Origin of the sequence: Corynebacterium sp. HMSC074C05 (genome assembly GCF_001838325.1) — a bacterium.
Classification (GTDB): Bacteria; Actinomycetota; Actinomycetes; order Mycobacteriales; family Mycobacteriaceae; genus Corynebacterium; species Corynebacterium amycolatum.
Genome location: NZ_KV836277.1, coordinates 153,323 through 161,006, shown reverse-complemented (window position 1 = coordinate 161,006; position 7,684 = coordinate 153,323). Strand labels below are relative to the sequence as shown.

At 56.3% G+C, this 7,684-nt stretch carries 5 protein-coding genes; 1 reads left to right on the top strand and 4 read right to left on the bottom strand.

What is annotated here, in order from left to right:
- Positions 1-217 precede the first annotated feature (217 nt).
- The gene (locus tag HMPREF3042_RS00670) at positions 218-1,681 is read right to left on the bottom strand and encodes an amino acid permease (RefSeq protein ID WP_070852231.1); all 1,464 of its coding nucleotides are present in this window, start codon (positions 1,679-1,681) and stop codon (positions 218-220) included.
- Positions 1,682-1,779: 98 nt separating this feature from the next.
- Positions 1,780-2,988: a lycopene cyclase family protein gene (locus tag HMPREF3042_RS00665; RefSeq protein ID WP_070855788.1), complete on the bottom strand. Its 1,209-nt coding sequence runs from the start codon at positions 2,986-2,988 to the stop codon at positions 1,780-1,782.
- Between the two features lie 20 nt (positions 2,989-3,008).
- Here HMPREF3042_RS00665 and HMPREF3042_RS00660 point away from each other — a divergent pair, with 20 nt between their 5' ends.
- Positions 3,009-4,640 (top strand): ABC-F family ATP-binding cassette domain-containing protein, encoded by a 1,632-nt coding sequence (locus HMPREF3042_RS00660; protein WP_070601446.1) that lies wholly within the window; start codon positions 3,009-3,011, stop codon positions 4,638-4,640.
- On the opposite strand, the gene HMPREF3042_RS00655 is transcribed toward HMPREF3042_RS00660, so the two are convergent.
- Together HMPREF3042_RS00655 and HMPREF3042_RS00650 are read right to left on the bottom strand one after the other, a co-directional pair.
- A complete protein-coding gene (locus HMPREF3042_RS00655; RefSeq protein WP_224786551.1) occupies positions 4,637-5,395 on the bottom strand; it encodes a response regulator transcription factor in 759 nt (252 codons plus the stop codon). The two genes, HMPREF3042_RS00660 and HMPREF3042_RS00655, sit on opposite strands and share 4 nt — an antisense overlap.
- Positions 5,388-7,664 (bottom strand): sensor histidine kinase, encoded by a 2,277-nt coding sequence (locus HMPREF3042_RS00650; RefSeq protein ID WP_070601445.1) that lies wholly within the window; start codon positions 7,662-7,664, stop codon positions 5,388-5,390. The genes HMPREF3042_RS00655 and HMPREF3042_RS00650 overlap by 8 nt, the downstream gene beginning before the upstream one ends.
- Positions 7,665-7,684 lie beyond the last annotated feature (20 nt).

The window sequence follows — 7,684 nt, the reverse complement described above, 5'->3', positions numbered from 1 at the left end:
ACTCGCACAGTTTCACATTTGCAGCCCGTATTCTCACGTGCGGCCCATAATTTTTTAGGGCTGTCCGATTTAGAGTTAAAAAGCGACCCCACCTGGCGCTAAAAGAGTGCCAAGCGGGGTCGCTATTGTCTTCGACTGCTAATCCGAGTCGTGAGAGTTCGATGCGAGATGCATTAGCTATTCACAGCCATTCGCAGCTATTCACAGCCATTCGCAGCTATTCGCGACTCATGTCTGCGGTGGCCGGGTCAACGAGCTTAGAGCCCGTGGCCTTCTTATGGATGAACCACAGCAGGACGAAGACCGGAATACCCAGGTACGGAGTGAGGATAGCGAAGATATTCTCGCCAGTGCGAATCGGGTCAAGTGCCTGTCCGGCCACAACAAAGAAGCACATAATCAGTGCCAGCACAGCACCTGCGGGGAAAAAGTTCGCCTTGTAGGGAAGCGAATCCAACGGGATATTCTGGGCCTTCAGACACTTGCGGAAGCGGTAGTGGCTGAAAGAGATACCAAACCAGGTGATAAAACCCGCGAGCGCAGAGAGCGTCAGCAAGAAGGTGTACGCCGCACCATCACCTACCAATGAAGTAATGAAGCCAGCCATACCGATGACAGCGGTGGCGATCAGAGCGCGCAGCGGAACGCCGTGCCCGGAAAGCTTGCCGAAGTAACGCGGAGCCTGTCCCTGGCGAGCCAGGGAAAACAGCATACGAGTGGACACATACATACCGGAGTTACCCGCAGACAACACCGAAGTCAGAATGACGGCGTTCATCAGGCCAGCGGCAATCGCGATACCTGCGCGTTCAAAGACCAGAGTGAACGGTGAAATGGAAATGTTGTCCTCAGCCGCGTTCAGAAGATTCGGGTCAGTGTACGCAATAAGGAAACCAATAACAGCGATGGCACCGATGTAGAACAGCAGAATACGCCAGAAGATAGTGCGAATCGCGCGGGGAATGGTGCGCTCAGGATCCTCAGCCTCACCTGCTGCTACACCAACCATCTCGGTGCCCTGGAAGGAATAGCCGGCTACGACGAAAACGGCCAGCAGTCCCATTCCGCCGTTGACGAATGGGGCATCGCCCGTGGTCCAGTTTTCAAAGCCGGGGGAGGACCCACCCAAGATGCCGAAAATCATGCCGACACCAAGAACGAGGAAGACGATAACGGTAATGACCTTGATGGTCGCAAACCAGAACTCACCCTCGCCGAATGCACGTGCGGACAGGGCATTCAGCCCGAATAGAATCGCGAGGAAGAGCGCGGACCAGACGATTGAAGGCACATCCGGGAACCAATAGCGCATCACCAGTGCAGCAGCGACGAGCTCTGCGGCCACAGTAATCGCCCAATTAAACCAGTAGTTCCAGCCCATGGCAAAGCCGAAGGATTCTGAGACGTATCGGCGACCGTACTCCTGGAAGGAACCGGGCACTGGCAGGTAGGCGGCCATCTCGCCGAGAGACTGCATAACCAGCCACACCATGATGCCGATAAGGGCGTAAGCGATGAGCGCACCGCCTGGACCGGCCTGCGAAATGGTCGCACCGGAGGCAACAAACAGGCCCGTGCCAATGGCACCGCCAATGGCAATCATGTTCAGGTGGCGAGCTCTCAGCCTGCGCTGAAGCTTATGGTTGTGTGAGGAATTCTCCTCAGATTGCGTCGAAGTCATTCACTTATCATAAGCGTTTCCACTCCGGTGAATGCAAAAACCACACCGCTTTAATTGTTGGTATCACCCCACAAATCGGCTGATGTATATGCTTCCCGTCAACGATTTCTCCATCTCCCAGGTCCCCGCATAAACCCTGCGATGAGCTTTCCGCACGTTCGCGGACTCTTTTTCAGCAAAGGCACTGCCACTTTCGCCATAGCGCGAAGCGTCGTCAGTGGGGATGTCCCTATCAAATAGGCAAACACGTCCTTCTCCGGCAACGAAAAGAACGCCCGAAAAAACGCACCCGTCTGTCGTGCATCGAACCCCAGCAACGCCGCGAGTCCACGTTCGCGTAGCCATCGTTGCAATCGCATGCTTAACGACGTCCCCAGCGACCGGCTTCCCTTCTTTTCCATATCGGCCAAGAAACGGTCGACATCTTCGATAACCGACCCCACCGAGTAACCAGTGGCAGGATGCATCCAACCGCCTGCAAAGCCGAAGAGGGTGCCCATGGATGGTCCGTTGTGCGTCAAGGCACCGCGGCGAGAGGGAAAGTTTGCCAGTAGGGGAAAGGACACCACTTCTTCGTCAATGGCCAGATCTTCCGAGAGCTCCAGGGACTTCAACCGTGCTTTTTGGCGTCTCCGCAACAGCTCTAGAAGTACGGAGTCATCGGCCTTACCGCCGGTGCCGACTGCCGCACCGGTTTCGTCGAGATGCCCGGCAACCATAGGAGTCGGAGTAGCGAGGATGGTCTCTTCAATGAGGAAGGTCCTGTCATCCAAGAAAATGCGATAGGAGAAACTAGCCGGCTCTGTCTCTGGGGCATTCAGGTCTGCTGGAGTGAAGTCCATGAGGACTGCGCGGCGGTGGGCGCTAGGGACGTCGTCAAGCGAAAAGATGTGCCCGATGGCAAGCTGCCGTACCTGTCCACCTCGCCCGACTGCGGCGTGTGCGCGCCCGGTGGTGACAATCGTGATGTCAGCACCCGTGGATTCGGAATCGGTGAGCGAGCGGCGTTCGATGCGGAAACCGCCAAGTTTTTGCAGGCAGTCGTTGTTAACAACGCCGTACGTGCGGGTGAGCTGACGTTCGGTGCCGTCGACAAGAATGACGCTGGGTTGAAAAGTGGCGGCGAGGAAATCGCTGGGCAACCAGTCGGGGAGTTGGTCGCACCAGAGACCAATCGTCGAGGGCAGTGTGCCACCGGCGGGGTCGTAAGCGGTGACATCCCAGCCGCGAGCGGATGCGCGGTGGGCGGCGATTCTTCCGGCGGGCCCGAGGCCGACGACGGAGGCGGTCACGGGAAATGAAGTCATAACTGGTAGGCTACTCGTTCGTGATTGTGACCCATGACCTTGAAGTCCGAGTCGGCGCCCGTACCCTGCTCACTGCGCCGGGTGAGCAGCTGCGCGTCCAGCCGGGAGACCGGATTGGACTCGTCGGGCGAAATGGTGCTGGCAAAACGACGACTATGCGTATCCTCTCCGGCGAAACTGAGCCCTACGGTGGCTCCGTGGTGCGCTCTGGCTCAATTGGTTACCTGCCACAGGACTCACGCGAAGGCAACATCGACATCTCCGCCCGCGACCGTGTGCTGTCGGCGCGAGGCCTTGACCAAATCCGCCGGAGCATGGATCGCCAGCAGGAGATCATGGAGACCGCGACCACTGACACGAAGCGCGATGCGGCGATTCGGAAGTTTTCGCGTCTCGAGGAGCGCTACCACGATCTCGGCGGCTACGAGGCGAACGCTGAGGCAGCCCGCATTTGCGACGCGCTGGGGTTGCCGGAGCGTATACTCGACCAGCCTCTGAAGACGCTCTCGGGTGGTCAGCGCCGCCGTGTCGAACTTGCTCAGATTCTCTTCGCCGCTACCGAAGGCTCAGGCAAGTCCGCCACGACACTGCTTCTCGACGAGCCGACGAACCACCTCGATGCGGATTCGATTACCTGGCTCCGCGAATTCCTCAGCAAGCATGAGGGCGGCTTGATTATGATCTCGCACGATGTCGAGCTGCTCGAGGCCGTGTGTAACAAAGTCTGGTTCCTCGACGCGGTGCGCGCCGAAGCTGATGTGTACAACATGGGCTGGAAGAACTATTTGTCGGCACGCGCGACCGATGAGGCTCGACGTCGCCGCGAGTTCGCTAACGCGGAGAAGAAGGCCAGCGCACTGCGCAAGCAGGCCGAGAAGCTAGGTGCGAAGGCGACGAAAGCCCGTGCGGCCAAGCAGATGGTGGCTCGTGCTGAGCGTATGATGGATAGTCTCGACGAGGTCCGCGTCGAGGACAAGGTCGCCCACATTTCCTTCCCAGAGCCGGCGCCCTGTGGCAAGACTCCACTCAACGCCACGGGACTGACCAAGATGTATGGCTCGTTGGAAGTCTTCGCCGGTGTGGATCTTGCGATTGACAAGGGTTCCCGCGTGGTTGTCCTCGGTTTCAACGGTGCTGGTAAGACGACGCTACTGAAGCTACTCGCCGGTGTGGAGCGCACCGATGGCGAAGGCGGCATCGTCTCCGGCCACGGCCTGCGCATCGGCTACTTCGCCCAGGAACATGACACGATTGACCCGGACAAGACTGTCTGGGAAAACACCGTCTACGCCTGCCCTGACGTCAACGAGCCGGAACTGCGGAGCCTACTCGGTGCCTTTATGTTCTCCGGCGATAAGCTGCAGCAGCCAGCGGGTACCCTCTCCGGTGGTGAGAAGACACGTCTAGCGCTGGCGACGCTGGTTAGCTCCCGCGCAAACGTCCTGCTTCTCGACGAGCCCACTAACAACCTCGACCCTCAGTCCCGCGAACAGGTGCTCGACGCACTGCGTACATACACCGGGGCCGTCGTACTGGTTACCCACGATCCAGGTGCGGTCAAGGCGTTAGAGCCCGAGCGCGTCATCGTGCTTCCCGACGGCACGGAAGACCTCTGGAGTGACGACTACATGGAAATCGTCGAGCTGGCTTAAGACGGATCCATTGGCCCAGGCAGGTAACCGTCCTGCTGGGCGAGCCTATACATCTCCGACTTGTTAAGGCTGTTCTCGGCCCGGCCAGCTGCCGCATACTTGGCTCGAATGCGGCCCAAGTAGTCCAACACGGTATTCGGTGTCAGCCCTGTCATCGACGCGACTCGCTTCGTCGACTCACCGGAGGCGTAGAGCTCCAGTACCTCACGCTGGCGTTCTGACAAATCGACAGAATCGAGCAGGGGATCAGAGTCCACTACCGATGCCCATTCCGTAGTCAGCGCGCCCTTGCCAAGCGCCGCCAGCCGTACTGCAGACACGACTGTTTCCGGGGTTTCCGATTTCTGAACAACCCCCATCACTCCGGTACGCACTGCCTTTCGGACAAGGTATGGGCTTTCAGCTGACGAGAGAATGAGCACGTGGTCGGTGACCAATTCCAGCGAGAGCACGTTCTGCGCTGGATCTGAATTATCCGCCAGCCGCAGATCCAGCACGACCACATCCAGGCGATCATCAGTGCCCACATCAGCCAGTAGTGCCGGCACGGTTTGATAACAGCCGACGAGCTCAAAGTCTGGCTCTGCAGACAGCAGGGTTTCGAGCCCCTGCAGCGTCAAGGCATGATCATCAATCGCAGCAACGCGAAGCAAACGATCCGACTGCACGCTGTAATCTCCGATGTTGTCGGAGTCAATTGCAGCCGAGACGTCGATGGAAGCATTGCTCATTCCCGCAATGTTCTCCCTAGTCACGTGACATCACTATCCTCTCACCGGCTTCATCAAACCTTTGCACTCCATTGTCATCAGAAATGGATGCAAATGCACGTCTGCCCGGGGGCAATAGACGAATTGTTACCGATCCTTCTTCGGCGTTATCGATCGCTTCGAGGAAGCTCGGCATCAACTTAGCCACCGCGGAATCATCGTCGACAAGCGGAATACGGCGCACATCGGTGCTACCGGAAACGGCCTGCGTGTGATTGCGGTCATCGAGGAGCCGGACATGAACGCCTCTGGCCCGCGCGTCCCACACAGCTTGGTGAAGTGACCCGACATTTAGATGCGGCGAACGTAGAACGTCTCGGAGGAGCTGCTCTGTGAGACGCGCACGCAACTGCAATCGCGGGGTCGGTTTATCCAAAACTGCAGCGGCGCTAAATATGGGACCGACCCGACGCTGCAGCCATTCGTAGTTGCTCTGGCTGCTGATTTCGTACTCTTTGGCAGCACCGGCAGCGTACAGCGCACGATTATAATCCTGAATAGACTGCGGAACGGTACGCATAAAAAAGCGGACCATGATGGACGTCAAAATTCCAGCGACCAGCATCACGGAGCGAACTAGCAGGTCGACTCCAGAGATACTGATGTGGGTGGAATCCGAGGGGGAAAAGGGGAAGAACTTGAGTATCTCCACCAGGATTGCGCCACCGAGCACTGAATTCAGTGCAACCCAGGGTCGGCCGCGGATGGCGAGCAATGCAGACGCAAAAGAAATTAAGCTAAAGTGCCAGAAATACGACCATTCCAAATTATTTGGAATGGGCTGGTAAAGCCCAACCCCAGCTAATACAACAATTGCGACACCAATTACAAATGCGCGATTCAACGGCAATTGCGAATGGCGACCATACATAATTAGCCCGAGAAGACCGATCGCTAACGCCAGGCTGATTTGTCCTGCCGTCGTAAATAATTGCCCATTACTGACTAGGACCATGAACAACACGCCGACGATCGCGCCGTAGAACTGCCAGGAAAAAACAATCGACATTCCCATGAGGTCATACAGCGATGTCGTATGAGCCGAGGAATCGACTACATCTTCCTCTTCCACAGGAGAGGTATTACCGTGCCATTTGAGAATAACCTGAGTACCTTTCCCAGGTTTTGATTTAACGTCGGCATCTCCGCCACGAAGGGCCTCCATTCGACCTTTAACACTTAATCGAATACCTGCACGATGCGGGTCAATTCCTTCGGGGTCGAACCCGCTGCCATCGTCACGAAAATCAATGGAGACCTCGCCAGAGGCAACACGAATGTGGCACTTCTTTTCCGCCGTGGTACCTGCATGACGCTTGGCATTATTTGCCACCTCAGTTGCAGCTAATAGGAACGTGTTAGCAACTTCTCCTGGGAGACGAACTGGACCGCCTTCTTCGCTGGTATCTAGCGTTACCGAAATGTCAGAGCTCACCGACAGCAATTGCGCCCGTACAGCCTCCGCAAAAGTTCGACCGCTTACTGTTTGCCGAGGCGAGAAAAACAGCCCAGTCTGCTCGTCTAGCGAGAAGTCAATCTTAGAGCCCTTACCAATTGCAGACAGTGCGGCTAATACATAGTCATGAACATAGGCGTTGAAGCTACTCATTGCCTCTCCGCGGACACGCATACGCTCCGCTCTCTCATTGACCTTCCGAGAATTCTCGTAGGTGTAGTCAATAAGCCTTGCGACGGGTTGTGCAGAGCCCGCGATAATCACAAATGGAAAAGTGTTGATGAGATTGAATCCGACATCCGACAACATGTCGAGCCAAAAAGTGTGCCCCAGCAACCATGAATTAATGACGGCAATCAGTCCGGGAACAAATACCATCACGGACAAACTGATGTGGAGTGGCACCGTCAGCGCAAATGCAGCGAGGGCCAAACCTGAAAATGGGCTATACCAGAGTGCATTTCCAATGGAGTTATGAGGCAGATCCCAATAGGTTGAAACCAACATCAGGAAAACCAACATGATGTACATCGGTACACGCAGTGCGGCAATAAGGCCTCGCCGCGTATTGTTGATCACTGCCCAAATCAGCAACATATCGCTGAGAATGAATATGAGTAGTGATGCAAAAGGGAACCAGTGGCTCAGAAAGTTTTCTAAGGGGACAGAACGAATAGCCGATTCAATCTGCCACAAAAATCCGGTGACGGCAATAATAATCGCACCGGATCGCAGCACAGACATTTCAATTGATGGTGACTGTCCGGCAAGTGCCGAATCGGGATTCCACCTCTCCATGCGACAATCACATTCCTTTT